Raw genomic sequence first — 22,793 nt, forward strand, 5'->3', positions numbered from 1 at the left:
TTTGTTTTTAATTTTCTTTAGTCCAATAATCCATCACTAAAGCGTCTGCAAAAAATTGAGCATAATTATTTAAAAGTGCTAAATGCGCTTCATGAAACAAATACACCTCTCTTGCATGCTCGTCTTTAAACGTAATTACAAACGTATGGGTAAGTCCTTTAGTATGCCCTTCTGTACTATCATTTAACCCCCATTCGAAACTAGCAACGGTTGGTATTTTATTTTTTAAATCTACAAAAGCATTAACAGCTTCGTTTACTTGAGCCTCTGTAGCATCTTCCTTGTATTTTAAATGCACGATGTGCTTTATAACTTTGTTTTCTCTATTAATTTTTGGCCCCAATTTATAACTTACTAATTTACCAAAATCGAACCTATTTGATCCTGCTAGCAAAAAGTTATCGTCTCCTATTTTATGAGACTTTAATCCGTAATAAATAGAGAATCCGGTTTCTAAATAATTTGTAGGGCTTAAAACACCATCTTTATTCAATTTTAAAAGTTGAATACTAGCATCGTCTCTTGTACCAACTGCTAAAATGGCTTCGTTATCATTTACAGAAACAATTTCTATTCTTGTTTGTCCTTGTAACTTAGAGTTTTCGTCATCCTTTAAAACAAAGTGAGGCACTAAAGCTCCTTTACTATTTATTTTAAAAACACTAACACCATCTCCATGGTATTTAAAGTCTTTGTTTTTAATAAAATTCGGAGCATAATCATAATATTTATGATGTCTATGTCCCACAACAACATATTTATTGTTACCAAATGTAACACCAGTAACTGGGTATGCACCTGTTAAATACCTATCTGTTGTATTATCACTTATGTTATTAACGTTTTTAAATTTACCATTTTCGTAAACTCTAAAACTACTTACTCCATTATCTTGAAATCCGCCAGTATACAAATACGTTTTTCCTTTAATTTTATGGGTAAACATACCAATAATACCATCTGTATGAATTTTATCATTGTCTTTCATAGATTGTACAAGTGTTAACTTTCCATCATCATGTATTTTAAAACAGGTTAAACCTGGGTCCTCTCTTTCTAAGCCACCAACAAAAAGATAGGATGCTTTTTTCATGTGAACAACTTGCAACGTAATTACGGTTTTTAAGTGTACAGCATCACTATCTTTTACCATAAACACCTGTTCTAAAGATCCGTTGTCTAAAATTTTAAAAACCTCTACAGCATCGCCATGTTTATTTCCAACAAATAAAAAATCAGTTCCGTTAATATTATCTGCTACCAAACCTCTTCCTGGTCCTTTTTCTTTATACAATTTATGGCTGCTTACTGTTGTTAAAGCACCGTCTTTATTTAAGCTAAAAACATCTACATTACCAGCTCCACCAGTATACACGTAGTGTTTTCCATTCTTCTCATAACTAGTAACACTTACCGTGTTTTTGGCTGTTAGGTTTTTAAAATCTTTTCTGTAAAGCATAGCATTATCTGTAACTTGAGCAAAACAAATATGCGATACTATTAATGTTAAAATTAGAATTATATTCTTCATGATTTTTAGTCTTTTTTTCAAAATGTAATAGATTAATTTAAAATAGATTTTGCACCAATAGTAGCAATAGCTCTATCCTGCTCTATAGTGCCACCACTAACACCAATAGCTCCAATAATTTTTCCCTCTTTGTTTTTAATTGGTAGCCCGCCAGGAAACGATACTAAGCCATTATTACTTAACTCTATATTATAAATAATACCTCCTGGTTGTGTTAACTCGCCCAACTCTCCAGTATCTATATTAAAATACCTTGCAGTTTTTGCTTTTTTTATAGCTACATCTATACTGCCTAAATAAGATTCGTCCATTCTAATAAATGCTTTTAAGTTAGCACCAGCATCTACTACAGCTATATTAACTAAAACGTTATTCTCTTCTGCACTTTTCTTTGCTGCAAGAAGCGCTTTAAAAGCCTCGTTATCTGTAATATCGTTAGTTATTTGTGCTTGTAATGTATTTGATAATAGCGCTAAAATTAAAGTTATAACACCAATTTTTAATTGTTTGAATAAATTCATAATAAGTTTATATAGTTTGTAAAAACAAAAATTATAAACCTTTATGAGAAAACAGTTGAACAAGTTCAATTTGGCAAAATTTATGACTGTTTTTTTATTTTACTTAAAAATTCGTGAGTAATGCCTAAATAACTAGCAATTTGTTTATCTGTAAGTTTTGAAGCTATAGTTGGATAGGTATTTGAAAAATGAAGATAACGCGATTTGGCAGTTTCGCATTGGTTTCTAATTAAACGACGTTGCCACGACACTAATGCTTTTTGTGACATAACTCTAAATAGTTTTTCTACTATGGGCAGCGCTTCGTAAAGGGCCAATTTCTCTGTTCTGTTAATTAAGAGCACCTCGCTATCTTCTAAAGCTTGAATGTTTAAATGAGACGGTGTTTGGTTCATAAAACTATCAATATCCATAAGCCACCAATCTTTGGCTGCAAAATACAAGGTGTTTTCGTTTCCCTTTTTATCAATGGTAAAAACTCTAAAGCAACCTTCTAAAACAAAACCTTCGTATTTAAAAATACTACCTTGAGTAAGTAAAAACTCTTTTTTCTTTATATGTTGAGGCTTAAAAAACCTTGATATATGATTCAAATCTTTATCTGAAATTTGAATATTTTTTTGAATATTTTTCTTTAACGCTTGGTACAACATTGTAAATTATGACAATAAAATAAATTTAAAGATATGTTTTTATTTTTGATAGTGAAATTAAATACTTTACCTTACTAGACTATTCTCCCAAAGAATTTTAATATGCAACCAAAAAACACAATTGATTTATTCAAAGAAATTTTTGACTCTCATCAAGAATATAATGGTACTGTAATAGAACAACACATCCAAAAATTAAGAGAGTTAGATGTATATTTACCACCAATGGAATCTTTTTTTATTGTAACTAATACAACAAAGCAGATTTACGAATTTGTGAGTAAAAATTTTGAGTATGCCTTAGGTTTAGAAAGAGAGTTAATGAACACTATGGGTGCCCCTTATTGGTTTTCTCACTTTCACCCAGACGATTTACCTATTTGGATGGGGGTATTAGAAGAACTTATGGTATTTACAATGACAGAGGTACCACGAGAAGAACGTAGCAAATTAAATTATACTTGGAATTTTAGAGTACGAAACTCAAAAGGTAATTATGTTAATATTTTAGAACACCAAACGCCAACTTACTTTGACGCAGCAGGAAAACCCGTTATTGGCATAGCACATTGTAGCATTGTTGGCAAAGATGAGCAACGCCCTATAATTGCTACTATAAAGAAATTAAATAACAATAACGAATACGAAACGTTATACTACAAAAACCATTCGCAAAAACTTTTAGAAGATAATTTAAGTAATAGAGAACAAGATATTATTAGATTGTTGGCACTAAATAATACAAGCAAACAAATAGGCGAAAAGTTATTTATTAGTTCGCATACGGTTGATGTGCACCGAAAAAACATTCTTAAAAAATTAGACTTTGACTCTGTTCAAGAATTAATACAGCATTGTTTAGTCAATCAGTTTTTTTAAAAAGTAACTACCTAAAAAGCCCTCTACTTGCGTTAACAGCCTAAAAATAAAAACTTATTTAAAAGCATTAAGCCCTGTAATATCTAAACCGGTTATTAATAAATGTATATCGTGAGTACCCTCATAAGTTATTACGCTTTCTAAATTCATAGAATGACGCATTATAGAATACTCTCCAGAAATACCCATACCACCTAACATTTGTCGTGCTTCTCGAGCAATATTTATAGCCATATCTACATTGTTGCGTTTTGCCATAGATATTTGTGCAGATGTTGCTTTATTATTGTTACGAAGTGTGCCTAAGCGCCATGTTAAAAGTTGTGCTTTGGTAATTTCGGTAATCATTTCGGCCAATTTTTTTTGTTGCAATTGAAACTGACCTATGGGCTTACCAAATTGCATACGCTCTTTACTGTAACGTAAAGCGGTGTCGTAGCAATCCATAGCAGCACCAATAGCTCCCCAAGCAATGCCATAACGTGCCGAGTCTAAACAACCAAGTGGTGCACCTAAACCCGATTTGTTTGGCAATAAATTTTCTTTGGGTACTTTTACATTATCGAAAATAAGCTCGCCAGTGGCGCTTGCCCTAAGCGACCATTTATTATGTGTTTCGGGTGTTGTAAAACCTTCCATACCACGCTCTACTATAAGTCCATGAATACGCCCAGCTTCATCTTTTGCCCAAACTACAGCCACTTGTGCAAATGGCGCATTGCTTATCCACATTTTGGCTCCATTTAGCAAATAATAATCGCCTTTATCTTTAAAATTAGTTACCATTGCAGATGGGTTACTACCATGGTCTGGCTCGGTTAAACCAAAACACCCCATCCATTCTCCACTAGCTAATTTTGGCAAATATTTTTGGCGTTGTTCTTCGTTTCCATATTTCCAGATAGGATACATAACTAAAGACGATTGTACCGATGCTGTAGATCTTACCCCAGAATCGCCACGCTCTATTTCTTGCATTATTAAACCATACGATATTTGATCTAAGCCTGCACCACCATACTCCATAGGAATGTATGGTCCAAAAGCACCAATACCTGCCAAACCTCCAATAATTTGTTTTGGAAACTCTGCTTTTTGAGCATAGTCTTCTATTATTGGCGACACCTCTCTCTTAACCCAAGATCTAGCTGCATCTCGAACTAGTTTGTGCTCTTCGGTTAATAAATCGTCTAAATTATAATAATCGGGTGCTTCAAATAGATCTGGTTTCATAAAGACTAAATTAAATATTGATACAAAATAATTAACAAACCCAGCTTTTTATTAAGGATTTATCATTATAATATCTCAAATTTAATTAATCTTAATTTATTCTTTACATTTTTAGGTAAAAATTTTTGGTAAGATTAATATAATCTTCTGTATATTGATGTCTATCTGTTTCTATTATAAGGTTTTCAATTTTTATTTCGCTTTCGCAAAAAGAACACTCTAGCAGACTTCTTTTTATTTCGGAATTAGGGCTTCCCTTTACTCTTAATATTTTATTTGGATACAGCTTTCTTTTTGATGCCAATTCTATAAATTTAGCCTCTTCTTTAAACGGAATAATAACCGCAAATTTACCCTGTTCTGTTAATAATTTTGAAGCACTATCTATTAAATGATTAAAAGGTAAAGCATCCTGAAACCTTGCTATATCGCGCTTTTGGTTATCGGTTTTATAATTTTCAGAATAAAATGGCGGGTTAGAAACTATTAGTTCGTATTTATCATCTATCTCGTCTACAAACTCATCCAAGCCCGCATGATAACAAAATAAGCGATCTCCCCATGGTGAGGTTTCAAAATTATCGACACATTGCTCGTAAGCATCGTCGTCTATCTCTATAGCATCTATAACCTCTGCATTACTACGTTGTGCTAGCATTAAGCCAATAATACCTGTACCAGCCCCAATATCTAAAATTGCAAACGGATTGTTCTCTACAGATACCCAAGCACCTAATAATACACCATCTGTGCCTATTTTCATGGCACACCTATCTTGGTTTACACTAAACTGTTTAAAAACAAAGGGCTTTCTAGACATATTACAATTTTTAAGATATTGGCAATACTATAAATAAAATGTTAAAAACAGCTAAAGTATGTTAAATAATATACTATCAACATCCAATTAGGGTTATTACCTACGTATATATTTTTTTAATGTTGAACTAAAACATAATATTTTGGGAGTAAAACGCTATGATAGAATTTTAATAAAACTGAATGATTTATTTGTAATGAATCATCAGTTAGAAGAAACGTTTGCTAAAGTACAAGACAACGTTGAAGACCGCAATTTACAATCTTTTGTTAAACAAAAAATTATTGAAAGAAACCAATTTGGCGAATCTTTAGAAAATGAGTTAAAAAAACTTGAAACAAAAACTAATAACTCTTTAGTATTAGCTAGAAGAAATGGCCTTAAAAAATTCAATTTTAAAAGGTTATTAAATTTTAATGATGATATTGATTTACTTAAACAGGTTTATAAAATGATGCAATTAAGCGTTAAAAAATATAACGAATTACTCATGGAAATGCATTTACCTTTATCACTTTGCAAACTATTAATTAAGCAAAGAGATAGAATTCAAAATTCTTTAGAGGTTATGCAAAGAGAAACAGCTATTGCAATTACATAAGGTGCTACTCTAAATACAAATCGATTAAACCTTCTGGGGTTTCAACAAGAATGCTTTTATTTTTTCTGTCTACTGTTAAAATAAACTCATCGTTCATTGGAATTAAAATTTCATTACCGTTGTTTTCTACCTCAAACAAAGCTTGTGCTGTAGAATCGTTAATACCGGTTATTGTACCTACTTTACCGTAATTTTTATCCTCCATGGTAAAGCCTATTACTTCGTGAAAATAAAACTTATTGCCTTCTAGTTTTGGCAATAACTCTAAGGGTAAATACACATCGCTTTTCATTAACGAATCGGCATCTGCTTCTGTGGTTACGTCTTCAAATTGAACACGTAGTAAATCAGATTTATGTAGTTGAGAGCTTTCTATAAAAAAGGGTATTAATGTTTTACGAACATCGATAAACATGGCGTCTAGATTTTCGTAAATATCGGGTTGGTCGGTATCTAATTTAATTAAAAGTTCGCCTTTAAAACTATATTTTCTAACAATTTTACCTAGGTAAAAGCAGTCTTCTTTTTTCATTTATAAACTACATTTTTATATGTTCTATAATTAAGAACATAAAACTATATTATACAAAAAACTCCGATAGTTATATCGGAGTTTAAAAGTATAAAAAATATATTTTTTATTCTTCTTCGTTAGATGCTTCTGCTTCTTCAGCTGGAGCTTCTTCTTCTACAACAGGAGCTGCTGCTGCAATTCTTGCTTCGTTAACTGCTTTTTCTGCTGCTAATGCATCAGCTTTTGCTTTTGCTTCTACCTCAGATAAACCATCTGCTTTTGCTTGAATTTTGCCTGTTTTTTCTTCCAACCAAGCTGCAAATTTTGCTTCTGCTTGCTCTTCAGTTAAAGCACCTTTTCTAACACCACCTGCAAGGTGATTTTTTAATAATGCACCTTTGTAAGATAACAACGTTTTAGCTGTATCTGTTGGTTGCGCACCATTTTGTAACCAAGTTACTGCACCATCAACATTTAATTCTACTGTTGCTGGGTTAGTGTTTGGATTGTAAACACCTAATTTCTCTAAGTATTTACCGTCTCTTTTTGCTCTTGCATCTGCTGCAACGATCCAGTAAAAAGGTTTTCCTTTTTTACCGTGTCTTTGTAATCTAATCTTTACTGGCATAATAATTAATTATTTGAGGTTCTCGACCTCGGTTATTAATGAGGGCGCAAATATACTATATTTTTCTAATCTACAGTATTTTAATTTAATTTTTAGAGAATAAATTTTAGTCGAAAAATAATTTATTTTAACTCTATTGAAGGATCCCAATACACAGATTTTAAATTCTGAATTTGATTATTAACCACCTCAACACCTTCACTTTCTAAAAGTTGTTGCATAAGGTTTGTGCCCTCGAAATGATGCTTACCCGTTAGTAGCCCTTTTTTATTTACTACACGATGTGCTGGCACGTCTTTATTATGCGATCCATTCATGGCATAGCCCACCATTCTTGCACTACGTGCTGCTCCTAAATATTTGGCAATAGCACCGTAACTTGTAACCTTACCATAAGGTATAAGCTTGGCAACCTTATAAACTTTATCGAAAAAATTTAAAGTTTCGGGTTTCATAACATTACATTTCTTTAATAATATTAAACAAAGTTACTACAGATATTAAAGCTGTAATACCTCCAATAATACGATTCATGTTTTTTTGAGATGTTAATGTTTTTCCTTTTATTTTATCAAAAAAGAAAATATACATGTAAAGCGTTACAAAAGTCCCCATAGCTGCACCAGAGACATAAGCTATAATGCTTATTTTCTCGAAATCTAACCAGCCAAAAGAGGCAAATGTTATGGTTAAATAGGCTTGATATGGTATAGGAAACACATTTATACTAGACAAAAACATGCCTTGAAAAAAACGACTTTGCTTGCTTCTTATTTTTGGTTCTTTTTGGCTTTTGGGTTCGCTTTTAGCAATAAACAAAAAGTAAATTGTAATAAGTACAAAAATAACAAATGCGACACGTTGTAAAATGTCTACAACTTCGCGATGGTTACTTAAATAGCGCGCAAATATAGAGGCTATATAGGTTTGTGCAAAAACAATAACACATACGCCTATAGAAAACATAATACCACGCGTATGCCCTTCTTTTAAACTTATTTTGGCAGCTGTCATGTTAAGTAAGCCTGGTGGTATAACACCCAACAAGGCAAAAAATAAACCTAAGAAAAAGATAAATGTTATACCCATTTAATCTTTAATTTTAAATCTAATATAGGTTATAGGCTTATTTACTTCTAAGTACTGAGACTCGTAAAAGGTTTGTATGCTTGTAACATCTTCTGGGCTGCCTTCTTGTTTATATACATTGTGGTTTGCATATAATACCTCGTGGCCTGCACCATGTAATAAACCTAGTGTATAACCGTGCATAAATTCGCTATCGGTTTTTAAATTAACAACACCGTCTGGTTTTAAAATTTGCTTATAGCGTTTTAAAAACTCGGCATTTGTCATTCTATGTTTTGTACGCTTGTATTTTATTTGAGGGTCTGGAAAGGTTATCCAAATCTCGTCTACCTCTCCTACTGCAAAGGCATGATCTATTAATTCTATTTGGGTTCTTAAAAAAGCGACATTGGGTATATTTTCTTCTATTGCTGTTTTGGCTCCTCTCCAAAAACGTGCGCCTTTTATATCTACGCCTATAAAGTTTTTATTGGGATATTTTTTTGCTAATGCAACCGAGTATTCGCCTTTACCACAACCTAACTCTAAAACAAGAGGGTTGTTGTTTTTAAAAAACGTTTTATTCCATTGGCCTTTTAAGCTGTATGTTTCTTTTACCAACTCGTCTCTACTTGGCTGGAATACATTTGCAAAGGTTTCGTTTTCTCTAAATCTTTTTAGTTTGTTTTTACTACCCACGGTTTATTAACGATTTCGTGTTACTTTTATAAATTTTTGGTAAAACTACGGAAATATAATCAAGCGATTATAAGCTTACCTTTGAATTTGGCAGAAAAGTGCGTTAGGGATAGCAGCGACATCCTTTTTTTGTGCTTTAAACCCATTTTATTAATAACTTTGTTTTTATACTATCTTAAAAGCTTTAAAGAAAACCTTAAAATTATTTAAGCACAAAAAAAGATATAGCGAATAGCCCGACCCTTGTGGTAACGCCAAAATAATATAATGAGAAAACGAATTTTAATAGCTCCGTTAAATTGGGGTTTAGGACATGCAACACGTTGTATTCCTATTATTAAGGCTTTATTGGCTTATGGTTTTGAGCCTATTATTGCTAGCGATGGAGAGGCTTTACTGCTTTTGCAAAAGGAATTCGCGACCCTTTCTAGTATAGAGTTGCCAAGCTATAATATAACTTATGCTAAAAAAGGGAAACATTTTAAATTGAAAATGATTAAAGATTCGCCTTATTTAATTAAAACAATTAAGGCCGAAAAAAAAGCGATTAAGGCTATTGTTGATATGCATGACATTTGCGGTATTATATCGGATAGTAGGCTTGGGGTTTACAGTAAAAAAGTGCCTTCGGTTTTTATTACGCATCAATTAAATGTTTTGAGTGGCACTACGAGCTGGCTGAGTACGAAGCTTCATCAAAAAATTATTAAAAAATTTGATGAATGTTGGGTACCCGATAATGCAGACGAACCAAATTTAAGTGGTAAATTAGGACATACAAAGGCTTTTAAAACGCCTACTAAATATCTGGGTCTGTTAAGTAGGTTTAACAAAAAAAACATAAGTATTACCAACGATATTTTGGTGCTACTCTCTGGCCCCGAGCCACAGCGTACCTTACTGGAAGAAAAGCTTTTTAAAGAGCTTAACGCTTATAATGGAAGTATTATTTTTGTAAGAGGCGTTATGGAAAAGGAACAAAAAATAGCTATTAAGGCTAATATGTCTATTTATAATTTTATGACTACGGATTTGCTTGAAAAAACCATTAACCAAAGCAGATTAATTATTTCGAGATCTGGTTACACCACAATTATGGATTTGGCTAAGCTTAAAAAACATGCGTTTTTTATTGCTACTCCTGGGCAATTTGAACAAGAGTATTTGGCCTTAAGGTTAACAAAAAAAGGCTTTGTACCTAGTTGCAATCAAGATGATTTTACTGCTGAGCGTTTAAAAAATATTGATGATTTTAAGGGCTTAAAAATGTTTGATTCGCATCTGGATTTTAAAGATTTATTCGGCCTTTTCGAGTGTAAATGAAAATTCGCTACCTACATCGTACTCACTTTCTACATAAATTTTTTCGTTGTGAGCCTCTATAATATGTTTTACAATAGATAAACCTAAACCAGAGCCTCCTACTTTACGAGATCCACTTTGGTCTACACGGTAAAAACGCTCGAAAAGTCGTGGTAAATGTTTGGCATCTAAACCTTCTCCATTATCTGTAACACGAACAATAACTTTGTTTTTAATAAGGTTTTCTATGCTTACCTCTGTGGTTCCTTTTTCGCTTCCATATTTAATAGAGTTAATTACAAGGTTTGCTAACACTTGTTGTATACGCTCTTTATCTGCTCGTACCATAATTGGAGCATTATAATTCATGTCTAGAGTTAGCGTAATTTTTTTCTTGTGCGCTCGCATTTCTACTGTATCGAAAACATTTTTAACAAGCTCTACAATGTCAAAATCTTCCATTTCTAACCTTAAATCACCAACTTCTAATTTGGTAATCATATCTAAATCGTTAACTATAAAACTAAGGCGTTCTACACCTTCGCTAGCACGTTTTAAATATTTTTCTCTAATTATTTTATTATCCATAGCACCATCAAGCAGTGTTAAAATATAACCCTGAATGGTAAATAAAGGTGTTTTTAATTCGTGAGATACGTTACCTAAAAACTCTTTACGGTATTGCTCTCTAACTTTTAAGGTTTCTATTTCTAACTTTTTATTACGCGCAAACTTATCGATCTCTTCTGTAAGTGTTGCCATGTTTGTTGTTATTGGCCCACGAGAAAAACTTGTAGACTCTAACAGCGTTAAGTCGTCGTAAATCTTTTTTACACGTTTATATATAAAACGTTCTACCCTAAATTGTATTACAATAAAAGAAAAAGCAAAGCAGTATAGACCGAAACCTATAACTGGCAATACTTTTAAAGTAAAGAAAAAATATAAAAAAACACTCATAAAGAGCGTTATAAATATAGTTATATACAGCGACGTTTTAAACGCGAACCTATATGACTTTTTTATTTTATTTTGCATTAATCTACAAACTTGTAGCCGACACCTTTAACTGTTTTAAAACTTTTGTCGCCTATTTTTTCACGTAATTTACGAATATGTACATCTATGGTTCTACCTCCAACCACAACTTCGTTACCCCAAACTTTGTCTAAGATTTCGTCGCGTTTAAAAACTTTACCTGGTTTAGATGCCAATAAAGATAGTAATTCAAATTCTTTTCTTGGCAAAACTATTTCGTTTCCTTTTAAAATAATTTTATACTCGTCTCTATTAATAACTAAATTACCAATTTTAACGGTATCGTTTTCTTCTTCTTTAAAACGTCTTAAAAGTGCTTTTACTTTACTAACTAAAACCTTTGGCTTTATAGGTTTTGTTATATAATCGTCTGCTCCAGCATCAAAACCAGCAACTTGAGAGTAATCTTCGCCTCTTGCAGTTAAAAATGTAATAACAACGTCTTTTAAATCAGGGTTTTTTCGAATTAATTCGCATGCTTCAATACCATCCATTTCAGGCATCATAACATCTAAAATTATTAACTGAGGAATTTCTTTTTTTGCTTTTTTAACAGCTTCAAGACCGTTTTCTGCAGTTATTACCTGATACCCTTCATTAGACAAATTGTAACCAACTATTTCTAAAATGTCTGGTTCATCATCCACTAAAAGGATCTTGATATTTTTTTTATTCATTCTGAAAAAAATTTCTTTAAGAGTTATTACTTCAAGTAAAGATAGAACTTCTAACACAAATTTATAAAATTTGCCTCACAAATAACAATAACGTAACACACAACTTACTGTAGGTTAACTTTTAGACATAAAGCATAAATCTTTAACACTTTTTTGGTACAAATTTTGATATAAATTCTTACCTTTAACAATAGAACGCTAGCTGATGAAAAAAAACTACATTTTAATTACATTTTTAACTTTATGCTTCTTTGTAACCCAACTTGGGTTTGCTCAAAGCAGCTACAGCAATGCGCCTATAAACGATAAAATAGAAAAACTTTCTATTTACCCTAACCCGGTTGCAAGCGGGAAACCGTACATTTATATTACATCTAAAAAAAACCTAACCAAAAGCATTGAAATTTATAATGTTTTAGGTAAAAAGGTATATCAAACTATTTTAACAAGTAAAGAGTTAAATATTTCGAAGCTAAACTCTGGAGTTTATATGCTAAAAATTACAGAAGATAATATTGCAGAAACCAGAAAACTTATTATAAAATAATATAAAAAAAATCTAATTATTGAAGCATTGTCTGTTGGCAATGCTTTTTTATTTTATATACTTTTGTCTTTCGGTTATAACAACACCAACTATTAATAAATTTCACTTTTTAAATGATTGACACCAATGCCATTTTTAATATAGAAAACAAAATTGAGTTTGAGAATTTGGCGCTACAGGTATTTAAGCATCAGTTTAACAACAATAAAGTTTACCGCTCGTTCTGCGATTTACTTTACAAACATCCTAGCGATGTAAAGACCATAAACGACATCCCTTTTTTACCCATTCAGTTTTTTAAATCTCATAATATTTTAAGTTCACAAAACAAGGTAGAAACCACTTTTACAAGCTCCGGAACAACAGGAGCTTTAACTAGTAAGCACCATGTTACCAATTTAAATATTTACAAAGAGAGCTTTAGGTTAGGTTTTAAATATTTTTATAACAATATAGAAGACTATGTTGTTTTGGCTTTATTACCATCGTATTTGGAACGCACTGGCTCTTCTTTAATATACATGGTAGATGATATGATTTCGCAATCTAAACATAAAGAAAGTGGCTTTTATTTAGATACGATTTCTGATTTAAAAGACACTTTAATAAAACTAGATTCTGAAGGAAAAAAAGTATTACTTATTGGCGTATCGTTTGCACTTTTAGATTTGGTTGAAGCCTTTAAATTTAATTTAAAGCATACCATTATTATGGAAACTGGCGGTATGAAAGGGCGAAGAAAAGAATTAATAAGAGCTGAGTTACACCAGAAATTAAAGCAAGGTTTTGGTGTAGATTATATACATAGTGAATACGGAATGACCGAGCTTTTAAGCCAAGGCTACTCCAAAGGACAAGGTATTTTTAATACGCCAAAATGGATGCGCATTTTAACACGTGATACCGAAGATGCGCTTAGTATACAAACCGTTGGTAAAACAGGAGGTATTAATGTTATAGATTTAGCAAATATAAATTCCTGCTCGTTTATTGCTACACAAGATTTAGGACGTGTACACCACGATGGTAGTTTTGAAGTTATTGGCAGGTTTGATAATTCTGATATTCGGGGCTGCAACTTAATGGTATTTTAAGCTACTTAATATATGTAATAAAAGAAATAAAATTTAAATAATTTTATTGTAATGTAAGGTTATAGAAATAGTAACGACTTAATATATAGCTAAGATTAAGAAAAATTTATTTTCCCAACTTAGTTGGTTGGTTATTTAAAAAGCCTGATTTTACAATCAGGCTTTCTTTTTGTTTTTATACTTCTTACTATTATACCACTCTTAATAAAAAGTAGTTTTTCTTACCACGTTGCAGCAAAACAAATTTATTATTAATTAAATCTGCTTTTGTTAGAGTATAATCGTCTTTTACTTTTTCTTTATTTACAGATATAGAGTTTTCTTTAAGTGCACGTCGCGCCTCTCCATTAGATTTTAAAAAGCCTCCTTTTTCTGCTAAAGCAGAAATAATATCTACACCTTCTTCAATATCTAACGCAGAAATTTCTTTTTGGGGCACGCCATCAAAAACATCTAAAAACGTTTGCTCGTTTAAACCTTTTAAATCTTTGCTAGTAGATTTACCAAAAAGAATTGCACTAGCTTTAATAGCGTTCTCTAAATCTTCTTTAGAGTGTACCATTGTAGTAATTTCTTCTGCCAAACGCTTTTGTAAAACTCTTAAATGCGGAGCTTCTTTGTGTGTTTCTATCAATCCACTTATTTCTTGTTCTGTTAAAAAAGTGAATATTTTAATGTATTTTTCGGCATCATCATCAGAGGTGTTTAACCAATATTGATAAAATTTATAGGGCGATGTTCTATCAGCATCCAACCAAACATTACCGCCTTCTGTTTTACCAAATTTAGTACCATCTGCTTTTGTTATTAAAGGACAGGTTAAGGCATAACCTTTACCGCCTCCAATACGTCTAATTAACTCTGTACCTGTAGTTATATTTCCCCACTGGTCGCTACCTCCCATTTGCAAAGTACAATTATTAGCCCTGTAAAGGTGTAAAAAATCGTAACCTTGTACTAACTGATATGTAAACTCTGTAAAAGACATTCCTTCTTTAGCTTCAGAAGATAACCTCTTTTTTACAGAATCTTTGGCCATCATATAATTAACCGTAATATGCTTACCAACATCGCGAATAAATTCTAGAAACGAAAAATTTTTCATCCAATCATAATTATTCACCAAAATAGCTGCATTATCAGCATCACTATTAAAATCTAAAAAACGGGCCAATTGCCCTTTTAAAGCATCTTGGTTGTGACGTAGCGTTTTTTCGTCTAGTAAATTTCGCTCTGCAGATTTTCCTGAGGGATCTCCAATCATACCCGTAGCTCCTCCAATAAGCGCATATGGCTTGTGTCCTGCTAATTGAAAGTGGCGTAACATCATTACACCAACTAAATGCCCTATGTGTAACGAGTCTGCTGTAGGATCTATACCAACATAGGCAGATTGCATTTCAGTCATTAAATGCTCTTCTGTTCCTGGCATGGCATCGTGCAACATCCCTCTCCACTTTAATTCTGCTACAAAATTGCTCTTCATTTTTTATCTTTTTTATACTAGGTGCAAATATAAAAATAGAACTACAATCTATGCCTTTATTATTCATAATTCTTTAACTCCAAAAAGCCTTATTCTTTTAAAAAGGTTTTTAACTAAAAAAAGCGTTGCATTTAAAACTTTAACAATAGTTATTATCATTATAAAAATTGAATTAATTATTTGAAATATTTATTACTTTCGTTGTATGATTTTAGTAACAGGTGGTACAGGTTTAGTAGGTTCTCATTTACTTTACAAATTAATTAGCAATAATGAATTAGTTAGAGCTATTTACAGAAAACCTAAAAAAATAGAAAACACAAAAAAAGTATTTTCTTGTTATACAGATAATTACGAAGCTTTATTTAATAAAATTGAATGGGTACAGGCAGATTTGTTAGACATACCCACGCTAACAGAAGTTTTTAGAGGTGTCTTGCATGTATACCACTGTGCAGCATTTGTATCTTTCGAACCAAATAAATTTAACCTTTTACGACGCACCAATATAGATGGCACAGCAAACATTGTTAATCTTTGTCTTGCTTTTGGTGTTGTAAAACTTTGCCATGTTAGCTCTATAGCTACTTTAGGCAATTCGCTAAATAATGAAGCTGTTACAGAAAAAACTATTTGGAATCCTGAAGACGATAATAATGTTTATGCTATTTCTAAATATGGGGCAGAAATGGAAGTATGGCGTGGCACACAAGAAGGTTTAGATGTTGTTATAATAAATCCTGGTGTTATTTTAGGAGCTGGAATTTGGCGCTATGGCACAGGAAATTTATTTAAAAAAGCAGCTAAAGGTTTATCTTATTATACCCAAGGCACTGTTGCTTTAATAGATGTTAGCGATGTTGTAAATATTATGATTGCACTTATAAAAAGTGATATAAAAAACGAACGCTTTGTTCTTGTTGCAGAACACAAAACATTCAAAGATTTTTTACAAAGCTTAGCTATATCTGTAAACGGAAAACCACCAAAAAAGAGAGCCAAGCCATGGTTATTAAATATCGCCTGGAGATTAGATTGGTTAATAAGCACACTAACGGGCAAACGCAGGCAATTAACCAAACATTTAACACGATCGTTAAGCACCAAAAGCAACTATAACAATCAAAAAATTAAAGATACTTTAAATTATAATTTTAAAAACATAGACGAAAGTATAAGCCAAATTGGTACTATTTATCAGAAACAGGTTTAATTAACCCTTTTGGCTTTGTTTTAATAGAATCTTTTAAATGCTCTATTTTTTTATTCTTATTACGTTTCTTAGCTTTCTCTATAGAATCGGCTTTCTTTTTGGCCTTAGTTTCTTCGTCTATTAATGTTTTGTATTTAATTTTTAAACCATCTAGACTATCTTTCATTAATGCATATATGTCTTCGTATTCTTGAACATGAAAAGCATAATAATTGTTACTTAAAGCAAATTGCAAACTATCAATATCATATTTTTTATACACGTATTGCGCAGCCTTAACATTATGAGTGTCTAGCACTTTTTTGTTATTACCAGTTACAGATCGTATTAATCTTAAATCGATTAATATGTTAGCCATTTTCTTTTTAGAAATTAAGTTATCTGGCTTCTTTGGCTCGTTATATTGGTAACATGCAGTTAGTAATAACGATAAAATTACAAGTACTGTTAGTTTTTTAAGCATTTATCTATTAAAAGTTAATCGTTTAGCTGCATTAACATCGTAAAATTTAAAGTTTTTATATGCTAAACTACCGTTTACAAATGTATGCGTAATTCTCGATTTAAAGGTTGCTCCTTCAAAAGGAGACCATCCGCATTTATATAAAATATTATCTTTATTAACCGTCCATGGGTTATTTAAATCTACCAACACCAAATCGGCAAAATAACCTTCTTTAACATAGCCTCTTTTTTCAACTTGAAACAAAATTGCTGGGTTATGGCACATTTTTTCTACAACTTTTTCTATCGAAATTTTACCTTTATGATGCATTTCTAACATAGCAGGCAAAGCATGTTGTACTAGTGGGCCACCAGAAGGCGCTTTAGTATAAACGTTTTGTTTCTCTTCTAAAGTATGTGGCGCATGATCTGTTGCAATAACATCAATTCTATCGTCTAACAAAGCGTCCCATAAACCATCTTTATCTTTTTGAGATTTTACTGCTGGGTTCCACTTAATAAACGTTCCTTTTTCTTCGTAATCTTGATCTGTAAACCATAAATGATGCACACAAACTTCCGATGTTATTTTTTTATCCTTTAAAGGTATTTTGTTGCTAAACAAACTTGTTTCTTTTGCTGTAGATAAGTGAAAAACATGAATTCGGGCTCCGGTTTTTTTAGCCAGTTCTATAGCTTTAGACGATGATAAATAACAAGCCTCTTCGCTTCTAATTACTGGGTGATATTTTACAGGAATATCGTCTCCATATTTATCTAAATGCTCCTTAAAATTCTTTTTAATAGTAGCTTCGTCTTCACAATGTAAAGAAATAACCATATTGGTGCTTTTAAATATTTTTTCTAAAACATCTAAATCATCAACCAACATATTTCCTGTTGACGAACCTAAAAACAATTTTAATCCCGCTACATTTTTTTCATCAACCTTTAAAATTTCGTCTAAATTATCGTTAGTACCACCAAACATAAAAGAATAATTTGCAGATGATGTTTTTGCTGCTATATCAAATTTTTCTTCAAGTTTTTCTATTGTTGTAGATTGTGGATTTGTATTTGGCATTTCTATAAAAGAAGTAATACCTCCTGCAATTGCTGCCTTAGATTCTGTTTCTATATTGGCTTTATGCGTTAAACCTGGCTCTCTAAAATGTACTTGATCGTCTATAGCACCGGGTAATACGTATTTACCTTCGGCATCGAACACATGCACATCTGCAGATTTTGCACTTATAGAGCTACTAATTTCTTTAATATATTCGCCTTCTATTAAAATATCACCATTAAAAATAGTGCCTTCGTTTACAATATTGGCATTTTTAATTAACATCGTTTTTTTGCTCATCTCCCTATTTTTTTTTGAATATACTTTTAATTTTCATTGAAATAACACCAAATATAGCTTCAGATATAATTCCAGAACTTAATTTAGATACTCCTTTTGTTCTATCTGTAAAAATTACTGGTACTTCTATTATTTTTAGTTTTTTTAGATATGTTTTAAATTTCATTTCTATTTGAAAAGCATAGCCAATAAATTTAATTTTATTTAAATCTAAAGCCTCTAAAGTTTCGCGTTTATAACAAACAAAACCTGCTGTTGTGTCGTGAATAGCCATACCTGTAATTAATTGCACATATTTTGATGCCATGTAAGACATTAACACGCGACTCATGGGCCAATTTACTACATTTACTCCAGTTACATAGCGAGAACCTACAGATAAATCTGCACCATCTAAACTACAAGCATTGTATAGTTTTATTAAATCTGTTGGATTATGTGAAAAATCGGCATCCATTTCAAAAATGTATTTGTAAGCTCTATTGATACACCATTTAAAACCATGGATATAAGCTGTACCTAAACCAGATTTTTCTTTTCTTATTTCTAAAAACAACCGATTAGGAAACTCTTTTTGAAGTTCCTTTACCTTTGGCCCTGTTAAATCTGGAGAATTATCGTCTACAACAAGAATATTAATATCTTCAGATTGCGAAAATACAGCTTTTATAATAGCTTCAATATTTTCTATTTCATTGTATGTAGGTATTATTACTACAGCGTCTTTCATCTCTTAACATTAGCTGTTTAAAAATTTTTAAACAGCTTCCTTTTTTATTTTTTTATTCAATTTCAGCAAATGTACATCATTTAAAAGATTCTTTTTTTTAAATATTCCTTAATAATTGCAAGAGGTTTATTAAAATTATAATAATTTTATGCCATGCTTCGCCAGGTTACATCAAACGAATTAATTACCATATTAATGGTTATAGGTCTTACCGTTATCTCGGTAGCAAAACTGGTTGCTCCCAAACGCTTTAACGATTTTATTTTTGTTTTAGGCAGTATAAAGTATCTAAAAATTTATTCTAGAGACCAAAAATTCTTCGACAATTTTGATGCCCTTTTGTTTATTAACCTCATACTATCGTCTGCTATTTTTGGAGTTATATGCCTGCAATATAATTACCAACATTATGCGCTAGACATAAACACCATGTTTAAATTAACGGTTGGTGTAGGTGTTTTTATCTTAATTAAAGTACTGTTAGAGCGCTTAATTGGTAGCCTTTTTGAAATAGATAAATTAATGGACGCTTACCTTTTTCAAAAAATAACTTATAAAAACTATTTGGGTCTTATTTTAATACCAATAAATGGGTTGCTTGTTTATGCTTTCCCTAAAGCGTTAACAATAATTTATGTAATGATTGCTTTATTGTTATTAATTAACTTAATAGGACTTTTAACCTCTTTTAAAACACATCAAAATACAATAAAAAACAACTTGTTTTATTTTATTTTGTATCTTTGCGCTCTCGAAATCGCACCTTATATCATTTTATACAAGGTGTTTATCGAATAACTAAACAGTTGGACGTATGAAAGTGAAAACAATTTTAGTATCTCAACCAGAACCTAAAATAGAGAATTCTCCATATTTTGATCTTCAAGAGAAGCAAAAAGTAAAAATAGATTTCCGCCCATTTATTCACGTTGAAGGTGTATCGGCAAAGGAAATAAGACACCAGAAAATAGATTTAAACAACTACACTGCTATTATTTTAACGAGCAGAAATGCTGTAGATCATTTTTTTAGAATTGCAGAAGAAATGCGTTTTAAAGTTCCAGATACGATGAAGTATTTTTGTCAATCTGAAGCAGTAGCATACTACCTTCAAAAATATGTAGTGTACAGAAAGCGTAAAATTTATGTTGGTAAACGTACTTTTGCAGAACTATCGCCTTTAATTAAAAAGTATAAAGACGAAAAGTTTTTACTACCAAATACAGACAAAGTAAAAGATGCTGTTCCAGAAACTTTAAATGCATTAGGTGTAGATTGGAAACAAGCTACATTTTACAAAACGGTAGTTAGCGATTTATCAGACCTAGCAAATGTATCGTACGATGTACTTGTATTTTTTAGTCCTTCTGGTATTGAGTCTTTATTTAAAAACTTTCCAGATTTTAAACAAAACGAAACACGAATTGCTGTTTTTGGAAACACAACTATTAAAGCTGTAGAAGAAAAAGGGTTACGTGTAGATATTGCTGCACCAACTCCAGAAACGCCATCTATGACTATGGCTTTATTAAAGTATATAGAAAAAGCAAATAAAGGAAGGTAATACTCCTTTTTTAAAATAATATCAAAAAGCGATTTCAAATTAATGAAATCGCTTTTTTTTTACAAGAGTTAGTCACTCAACAATAAAAAATTAAAAGGCGTAGCGTTGGGGTCCGCCACGTCTAATTTCTTCACTACAATACGCTTCGAATTTTTTAAAATTTTCTCTAAAAGCATTAGTTAACTTAAAAGCTGTTGTATAATAAGCCTCATCATCATTCCATGTTGCTCTAGGACTTAAAACACTTGTTGGCACGCCAGGGCAAGACCTTGGTTGCGCCACTCCAAAAACAGAATGAATGTGATAATCGTTATAATTATACAAGCCTAAATCGCCATTTAGCACCGCATTAATCATAGCTCGTGTATATTTTAATTTCATTCTAGTACCTACACCATATGGCCCACCAGTCCAACCTGTATTAACAAGCCAAACGTTTACACCTGCATCAACCATTTTCTTGCTTAACATCTCGGCATATTTAGATGGATGCAAAGGCATAAAAGGCGCTCCAAAACAAGCAGAAAACGATGGTTGTGGTTCTAAAACACCAGCTTCTGTTCCTGCTACTTTTGCAGTATAACCCGATATAAAATGATATGCAGCTTGGCTAGGTGTAAGTTTAGATATTGGAGGTAAAACACCAAAAGCATCGGCTGTTAAAAAAAATATATTTTTAGGGTTTTTACCTATAGATGGTTTTTTTATGTTTTCTATATGATGTATTGGGTAACTTACACGTGTGTTTTGCGTAATAGATGTATCGCCAAAAGCCACCTCGCCTTTGTTGTTTAAAATTACATTTTCTAGAATAGCGCCTGGTTTAATAGCATCAAAAATTTCTGGTTCGTTATCTCTAGAAAGGTTAATTACTTTAGCGTAACAACCACCTTCAAAATTAAAAACCGTGTTTTCGTTTGTCCAACCATGCTCATCGTCTCCAATTAAACTTCTATTAGGATCTGTAGAAAGTGTTGTTTTACCAGTTCCAGAAAGTCCAAAGAAAATAGCAGTATCACCATCTTTACCAACATTAGCACTACAATGCATTGGTAATGTATCTTTATACACTGGTAAAATAAAATTTAAAGCCGAAAAAATACCTTTTTTAATTTCTCCTGTATAGCCAGTACCACCAATTAATGCTATTTTTTTAGTAAAATTTAAAATGGCAAAATTGTGTTGTCTTGTTCCGTCTTCGTCTGCAACAGCCATAAAATTAGGTGCATTTACAATAGTCCACTCTGGTGTAAAATTTTCTAATTCTGTTTCAGTTGGTCTTAAAAACATATTACTAGCAAATTGGTTGCTCCACGGAAACTCATTAATAACACGAATATTAAGTTTGTAATTCTCGTCTGCGCAAGCATAACAATCTCTTACATATAACTCTTTACTAGAAAGGTAATTAACAACCTTATTGTATAAAGCATCAAACTTATTAGAATCGAAAGGAATATTAATATCACCCCACCAAATACGATCTTTAGTAATATCATCTTTAACAATAAATCGATCTTTTGGCGATCTTCCAGTAAATTCACCTGTATTAACTGCAATAGCTCCAGAAGACGTCTCGACGCCTTGCCCTTTCTCTATTGCTATGTCATGGAGTTTTTTTGGTGAAAGTTGATACTTAACTTTAGCATTTTTTATTCCGTATTGCTCTAACGAAATCGTTTGCGTAACTTGATTATTATTTACCATAAATTTGAATAAAAATAGTTATGGTGTAAAATTATAACAATTTTTTAAACTAAAAATATAATATTCGTATTTTTATCACTTAATTTTTAAGAAATCAATAAACAATAACACCCAAGAGACAATTAAAAGCAATCCTCCAATTGGAGTTATAAAACCTATAGATTTAAAATTAAAACTAGACAATTCGTTTGTTGCCAAACCATAAATAGAACCAGAAAAAAACAAAAGCCCAATTAATACCAAATAAAAAACATACATCTTGGTTTTGTCTAATATAAAATTGGACGAACCTACAAAAAGCAATAAAAAAGCATGATACATTTGATAACGCACACCGGTTTCAAATGTTTTTTGTGCCTCAACAGTTATTAACGTTTTTAAACCGTGTGCTGCAAATGCACCTAAAACAATACCAATTATGCCCAATAGTGCTGCTGCAATTAATATTTTTTTATTCATAATATCGTATTTAAAACTT

At 31.7% G+C, this 22,793-nt stretch carries 26 protein-coding genes; 8 read left to right on the top strand and 18 right to left on the bottom strand.

The annotated features are described in order from the left end of the window. Window positions 1–7: 7 nt before the first annotated feature. The 3 genes from ABD715_RS04370 to ABD715_RS04380 form a co-directional block, all read right to left on the bottom strand. The gene (locus tag ABD715_RS04370) at window positions 8–1,531 is read right to left on the bottom strand and encodes a Dabb family protein (RefSeq protein WP_344786874.1); all 1,524 of its coding nucleotides are present in this window, start codon (window positions 1,529–1,531) and stop codon (window positions 8–10) included. 32 nt (window positions 1,532–1,563) lie between these two features. Then, window positions 1,564–2,052 (bottom strand): GlcG/HbpS family heme-binding protein, encoded by a 489-nt coding sequence (locus ABD715_RS04375; protein ID WP_344786875.1) that lies wholly within the window; start codon window positions 2,050–2,052, stop codon window positions 1,564–1,566. Window positions 2,053–2,132: 80 nt separating this feature from the next. Next, the gene (locus ABD715_RS04380; protein ID WP_344786877.1) at window positions 2,133–2,645 is read right to left on the bottom strand and encodes a Crp/Fnr family transcriptional regulator; all 513 of its coding nucleotides are present in this window, start codon (window positions 2,643–2,645) and stop codon (window positions 2,133–2,135) included. A 162-nt stretch (window positions 2,646–2,807) separates the two neighbouring features. Here ABD715_RS04380 and ABD715_RS04385 point away from each other — a divergent pair, with 162 nt between their 5' ends. Continuing rightward, on the top strand, window positions 2,808–3,584 hold the full coding sequence (locus ABD715_RS04385) for a LuxR C-terminal-related transcriptional regulator (RefSeq protein ID WP_344786878.1): 777 nt from the start codon (window positions 2,808–2,810) through the stop codon (window positions 3,582–3,584). A 54-nt stretch (window positions 3,585–3,638) separates the two neighbouring features. Here the strand turns inward: ABD715_RS04385 and ABD715_RS04390 are convergent, their stop codons facing one another. Further along, complete coding sequence (locus ABD715_RS04390) at window positions 3,639–4,817, bottom strand: acyl-CoA dehydrogenase family protein (RefSeq protein ID WP_344786879.1); 1,179 nt, start codon at window positions 4,815–4,817, stop codon at window positions 3,639–3,641. Window positions 4,818–4,920: 103 nt separating this feature from the next. After that, window positions 4,921–5,637, bottom strand: coding sequence for a tRNA1(Val) (adenine(37)-N6)-methyltransferase (locus ABD715_RS04395; protein ID WP_344786881.1), 717 nt, complete (start codon window positions 5,635–5,637; stop codon window positions 4,921–4,923). A gap of 142 nt (window positions 5,638–5,779) precedes the next feature. On the opposite strand from ABD715_RS04395, the gene ABD715_RS04400 reads away from it, so the two are divergent. Then, window positions 5,780–6,238 (top strand): hypothetical protein, encoded by a 459-nt coding sequence (locus tag ABD715_RS04400; RefSeq protein ID WP_344786882.1) that lies wholly within the window; start codon window positions 5,780–5,782, stop codon window positions 6,236–6,238. Window positions 6,239–6,242: 4 nt separating this feature from the next. On the opposite strand, the gene rimM is transcribed toward ABD715_RS04400, so the two are convergent. The 5 genes from rimM to trmB form a co-directional block, all read right to left on the bottom strand. Beyond that, entirely contained in the window at window positions 6,243–6,770 is a 528-nt protein-coding gene (gene rimM, locus ABD715_RS04405) for a ribosome maturation factor RimM (RefSeq protein ID WP_344786883.1), read from the bottom strand. Window positions 6,771–6,876: 106 nt separating this feature from the next. Next, on the bottom strand, window positions 6,877–7,380 hold the full coding sequence (locus ABD715_RS04410) for a 30S ribosomal protein S16 (protein ID WP_344786885.1): 504 nt from the start codon (window positions 7,378–7,380) through the stop codon (window positions 6,877–6,879). A 122-nt stretch (window positions 7,381–7,502) separates the two neighbouring features. Further along, complete coding sequence (locus ABD715_RS04415; protein WP_344786886.1) at window positions 7,503–7,835, bottom strand: MGMT family protein; 333 nt, start codon at window positions 7,833–7,835, stop codon at window positions 7,503–7,505. Window positions 7,836–7,839: 4 nt separating this feature from the next. Beyond that, window positions 7,840–8,469: a lysine transporter LysE gene (locus ABD715_RS04420; RefSeq protein ID WP_344786887.1), complete on the bottom strand. Its 630-nt coding sequence runs from the start codon at window positions 8,467–8,469 to the stop codon at window positions 7,840–7,842. Continuing rightward, a complete protein-coding gene (trmB, locus tag ABD715_RS04425) occupies window positions 8,470–9,147 on the bottom strand; it encodes a tRNA (guanosine(46)-N7)-methyltransferase TrmB (protein WP_344786888.1) in 678 nt (225 codons plus the stop codon). Between the two features lie 267 nt (window positions 9,148–9,414). Between trmB and ABD715_RS04430 the strand changes: the two genes are divergently transcribed. After that, window positions 9,415–10,470, top strand: coding sequence for a glycosyltransferase (locus ABD715_RS04430; protein WP_344786889.1), 1,056 nt, complete (start codon window positions 9,415–9,417; stop codon window positions 10,468–10,470). Here the strand turns inward: ABD715_RS04430 and ABD715_RS04435 are convergent. Together ABD715_RS04435 and ABD715_RS04440 are read right to left on the bottom strand one after the other, a co-directional pair. Further along, a complete protein-coding gene (locus ABD715_RS04435; protein ID WP_344786890.1) occupies window positions 10,444–11,487 on the bottom strand; it encodes a sensor histidine kinase in 1,044 nt (347 codons plus the stop codon). The genes ABD715_RS04430 and ABD715_RS04435 overlap by 27 nt on opposite strands. Beyond that, entirely contained in the window at window positions 11,487–12,164 is a 678-nt protein-coding gene (locus ABD715_RS04440; protein WP_344786891.1) for a response regulator transcription factor, read from the bottom strand. Before ABD715_RS04440 ends, ABD715_RS04435 begins: the two co-directional genes overlap by 1 nt. Before the next feature lie 205 nt (window positions 12,165–12,369). Here ABD715_RS04440 and ABD715_RS04445 point away from each other — a divergent pair, with 205 nt between their 5' ends. Together ABD715_RS04445 and ABD715_RS04450 are read left to right on the top strand one after the other, a co-directional pair. Continuing rightward, window positions 12,370–12,711 carry a T9SS type A sorting domain-containing protein gene (locus ABD715_RS04445; protein ID WP_344786892.1) on the top strand — a complete coding sequence of 114 codons (342 nt, stop codon included), beginning with the start codon at window positions 12,370–12,372 and terminating at the stop codon, window positions 12,709–12,711. A 113-nt stretch (window positions 12,712–12,824) separates the two neighbouring features. Then, entirely contained in the window at window positions 12,825–13,805 is a 981-nt protein-coding gene (locus ABD715_RS04450; protein ID WP_344786893.1) for a LuxE/PaaK family acyltransferase, read from the top strand. Between the two features lie 190 nt (window positions 13,806–13,995). Here the strand turns inward: ABD715_RS04450 and tyrS are convergent, their stop codons facing one another. After that, window positions 13,996–15,291: a tyrosine--tRNA ligase gene (gene tyrS / locus ABD715_RS04455; protein ID WP_344786894.1), complete on the bottom strand. Its 1,296-nt coding sequence runs from the start codon at window positions 15,289–15,291 to the stop codon at window positions 13,996–13,998. 205 nt (window positions 15,292–15,496) lie between these two features. Here tyrS and ABD715_RS04460 point away from each other — a divergent pair, with 205 nt between their 5' ends. Beyond that, the gene (locus ABD715_RS04460) at window positions 15,497–16,504 is read left to right on the top strand and encodes an NAD-dependent epimerase/dehydratase family protein (protein WP_344786895.1); all 1,008 of its coding nucleotides are present in this window, start codon (window positions 15,497–15,499) and stop codon (window positions 16,502–16,504) included. On the opposite strand, the gene ABD715_RS04465 is transcribed toward ABD715_RS04460, so the two are convergent. The 3 genes from ABD715_RS04465 to ABD715_RS04475 are packed head-to-tail and all read right to left on the bottom strand — an operon-like array spanning window position 16,482 to window position 19,044. Beyond that, entirely contained in the window at window positions 16,482–16,967 is a 486-nt protein-coding gene (locus tag ABD715_RS04465) for a DUF4296 domain-containing protein (RefSeq protein WP_344786896.1), read from the bottom strand. The genes ABD715_RS04460 and ABD715_RS04465 overlap by 23 nt on opposite strands. Further along, window positions 16,968–18,314 carry a dihydroorotase gene (locus tag ABD715_RS04470; RefSeq protein ID WP_344786897.1) on the bottom strand — a complete coding sequence of 449 codons (1,347 nt, stop codon included), beginning with the start codon at window positions 18,312–18,314 and terminating at the stop codon, window positions 16,968–16,970. A gap of 4 nt (window positions 18,315–18,318) precedes the next feature. Next, window positions 18,319–19,044 (bottom strand): polyprenol monophosphomannose synthase, encoded by a 726-nt coding sequence (locus tag ABD715_RS04475; RefSeq protein ID WP_344786898.1) that lies wholly within the window; start codon window positions 19,042–19,044, stop codon window positions 18,319–18,321. Between the two features lie 153 nt (window positions 19,045–19,197). Here ABD715_RS04475 and ABD715_RS04480 point away from each other — a divergent pair, with 153 nt between their 5' ends. Both ABD715_RS04480 and ABD715_RS04485 read left to right on the top strand, forming a co-directional pair. Then, window positions 19,198–19,842, top strand: a complete 645-nt coding sequence (locus ABD715_RS04480; RefSeq protein ID WP_344786900.1) for a DUF4271 domain-containing protein — start codon at window positions 19,198–19,200, stop codon at window positions 19,840–19,842. Window positions 19,843–19,858: 16 nt separating this feature from the next. Further along, on the top strand, window positions 19,859–20,608 hold the full coding sequence (locus ABD715_RS04485; protein ID WP_344786901.1) for a uroporphyrinogen-III synthase: 750 nt from the start codon (window positions 19,859–19,861) through the stop codon (window positions 20,606–20,608). A 90-nt stretch (window positions 20,609–20,698) separates the two neighbouring features. Here the strand turns inward: ABD715_RS04485 and pckA are convergent, their stop codons facing one another. Next, window positions 20,699–22,315, bottom strand: a complete 1,617-nt coding sequence (gene pckA, locus ABD715_RS04490; protein WP_344786902.1) for a phosphoenolpyruvate carboxykinase (ATP) — start codon at window positions 22,313–22,315, stop codon at window positions 20,699–20,701. Window positions 22,316–22,390: 75 nt separating this feature from the next. Beyond that, window positions 22,391–22,774 carry a DUF423 domain-containing protein gene (locus ABD715_RS04495; protein ID WP_344786903.1) on the bottom strand — a complete coding sequence of 128 codons (384 nt, stop codon included), beginning with the start codon at window positions 22,772–22,774 and terminating at the stop codon, window positions 22,391–22,393. Window positions 22,775–22,793 lie beyond the last annotated feature (19 nt).

The sequence above is a fragment of the Postechiella marina genome (assembly GCF_039538365.1).
GTDB classification, from domain to species: Bacteria; Bacteroidota; Bacteroidia; order Flavobacteriales; family Flavobacteriaceae; genus Postechiella; species Postechiella marina.

Coding starts and splice junctions, on each gene's coding strand:
- ABD715_RS04370 (WP_344786874.1), bottom strand. CDS start 1,531: ATGAAGAATATAATTCTAATTTTAACATTAATAGTATCGCATATTTGT.
- ABD715_RS04375 (WP_344786875.1), bottom strand. CDS start 2,052: ATGAATTTATTCAAACAATTAAAAATTGGTGTTATAACTTTAATTTTA.
- ABD715_RS04385 (WP_344786878.1), top strand. CDS start 2,808: ATGCAACCAAAAAACACAATTGATTTATTCAAAGAAATTTTTGACTCT.
- ABD715_RS04390 (WP_344786879.1), bottom strand. CDS start 4,817: ATGAAACCAGATCTATTTGAAGCACCCGATTATTATAATTTAGACGAT.
- ABD715_RS04395 (WP_344786881.1), bottom strand. CDS start 5,637: ATGTCTAGAAAGCCCTTTGTTTTTAAACAGTTTAGTGTAAACCAAGAT.
- rimM (WP_344786883.1), bottom strand. CDS start 6,770: ATGAAAAAAGAAGACTGCTTTTACCTAGGTAAAATTGTTAGAAAATAT.
- ABD715_RS04410 (WP_344786885.1), bottom strand. CDS start 7,380: ATGCCAGTAAAGATTAGATTACAAAGACACGGTAAAAAAGGAAAACCT.
- ABD715_RS04415 (WP_344786886.1), bottom strand. CDS start 7,835: ATGAAACCCGAAACTTTAAATTTTTTCGATAAAGTTTATAAGGTTGCC.
- ABD715_RS04420 (WP_344786887.1), bottom strand. CDS start 8,469: ATGGGTATAACATTTATCTTTTTCTTAGGTTTATTTTTTGCCTTGTTG.
- ABD715_RS04430 (WP_344786889.1), top strand. CDS start 9,415: ATGAGAAAACGAATTTTAATAGCTCCGTTAAATTGGGGTTTAGGACAT.
- ABD715_RS04435 (WP_344786890.1), bottom strand. CDS start 11,487: ATGCAAAATAAAATAAAAAAGTCATATAGGTTCGCGTTTAAAACGTCG.
- ABD715_RS04440 (WP_344786891.1), bottom strand. CDS start 12,164: ATGAATAAAAAAAATATCAAGATCCTTTTAGTGGATGATGAACCAGAC.
- ABD715_RS04445 (WP_344786892.1), top strand. CDS start 12,370: ATGAAAAAAAACTACATTTTAATTACATTTTTAACTTTATGCTTCTTT.
- ABD715_RS04450 (WP_344786893.1), top strand. CDS start 12,825: ATGATTGACACCAATGCCATTTTTAATATAGAAAACAAAATTGAGTTT.
- tyrS (WP_344786894.1), bottom strand. CDS start 15,291: ATGAAGAGCAATTTTGTAGCAGAATTAAAGTGGAGAGGGATGTTGCAC.
- ABD715_RS04460 (WP_344786895.1), top strand. CDS start 15,497: ATGATTTTAGTAACAGGTGGTACAGGTTTAGTAGGTTCTCATTTACTT.
- ABD715_RS04465 (WP_344786896.1), bottom strand. CDS start 16,967: ATGCTTAAAAAACTAACAGTACTTGTAATTTTATCGTTATTACTAACT.
- ABD715_RS04470 (WP_344786897.1), bottom strand. CDS start 18,314: ATGAGCAAAAAAACGATGTTAATTAAAAATGCCAATATTGTAAACGAA.
- ABD715_RS04475 (WP_344786898.1), bottom strand. CDS start 19,044: ATGAAAGACGCTGTAGTAATAATACCTACATACAATGAAATAGAAAAT.
- ABD715_RS04480 (WP_344786900.1), top strand. CDS start 19,198: ATGCTTCGCCAGGTTACATCAAACGAATTAATTACCATATTAATGGTT.
- ABD715_RS04485 (WP_344786901.1), top strand. CDS start 19,859: ATGAAAGTGAAAACAATTTTAGTATCTCAACCAGAACCTAAAATAGAG.
- pckA (WP_344786902.1), bottom strand. CDS start 22,315: ATGGTAAATAATAATCAAGTTACGCAAACGATTTCGTTAGAGCAATAC.
- ABD715_RS04495 (WP_344786903.1), bottom strand. CDS start 22,774: ATGAATAAAAAAATATTAATTGCAGCAGCACTATTGGGCATAATTGGT.